The organism is Streptococcus pseudopneumoniae, from assembly GCF_038148935.1.
GTDB lineage: Bacteria > Bacillota > Bacilli > Lactobacillales > Streptococcaceae > Streptococcus > Streptococcus pseudopneumoniae_U.
The window spans coordinates 1-959 of the sequence record NZ_JBBJZX010000181.1; the positions used below are offsets into that span (position 1 = coordinate 1).

At 30.7% G+C, this 959-nt stretch carries 2 protein-coding genes; one reads left to right on the top strand and one right to left on the bottom strand.

The window, feature by feature from the left end; genetic code table 11:
• On the bottom strand, positions 1 to 251 hold a 251-nt coding region (locus tag WKI42_RS10465), incomplete at its 3' end, for a YhgE/Pip family protein (RefSeq protein ID WP_368081887.1).
• 127 nt (positions 252 to 378) lie between these two features.
• On the opposite strand from WKI42_RS10465, the gene WKI42_RS10470 reads away from it, so the two are divergent.
• Positions 379 to 921 (top strand): TetR/AcrR family transcriptional regulator, encoded by a 543-nt coding sequence (locus tag WKI42_RS10470; RefSeq protein ID WP_368081888.1) that lies wholly within the window; start codon positions 379 to 381, stop codon positions 919 to 921.
• Positions 922 to 959: the final 38 nt, after the last annotated feature.

A 959-nucleotide genomic window follows, 5' to 3' on the forward strand; every position in this document is an offset into this window, starting at 1 on the left:
AAATGAAAATCCAAGGTTTTATTTTCTTTTAAATTGGACACCATGTCTTTTCCTATTGCCATAGTATTACCATTATAGGAAGCCTCTTTATCATTATTGACAACTGCCACAGGTAAGTCAGACAATTGACCATACGGATCCCACATTGAGGACAAAAATATAATATTGTACAGAGCTGGAATAAGAGAAATCCCTATCATGACAATAATAAAGGTTGGTTTTTTAAAAATTGCTTTCCATTCTTTAAACATAGTTTCTCCTTTTTTACACATATTGTCTAAAATTTTGATATAATAGATTATACATTAAAAAATCTAAATTACAAGATAAAAAATCTATTTTTAGACATATAGTCTAATTTGTTTATAAGGAGAAAATATGCAAGAAAGTAACAAACGCTTAAAAACAAAGCGAACTATTGAAAATGCTATGGTACAATTACTGATGGAACAGCCATTTGATCAAATTTCTACTGTAAAGTTAGCAGAAAAAGCCAGAATTAGTCGTTCCAGCTTCTATACTCACTATAAGGATAAGTATGATATGATTGAGCATTATCAAAGCAAGCTATTTCATACATTTGAATATATTTTTCAAAAACATGCTCATCACAAAAGAGACGCTATTTTAGAAGTCTTTGAATATTTGGAATCAGAACCACTTCTGGCTGCCCTTCTTTCTGAAAATGGAACCAAAGAAATCCAAAATTTCTTACGAAATAAACTTCATATCATGCTCAGTACAGATTTACAAAAGCGATTTATGCAACTGAATCTCAATACAACTGAATTAGAATACAGTAGCGTCTATCTAACTCATGCACTTTTTGGTGTCTGTCAAACTTGGATTGCACATGGAAAAAAAGAAAGTCCTCAAGAAATAACAGATTTCCTTATGAAGATGCTTGGTGATACAAATTGATACAAAAAGAGGAACACAGTTGTGTTCCTTTTTATCTA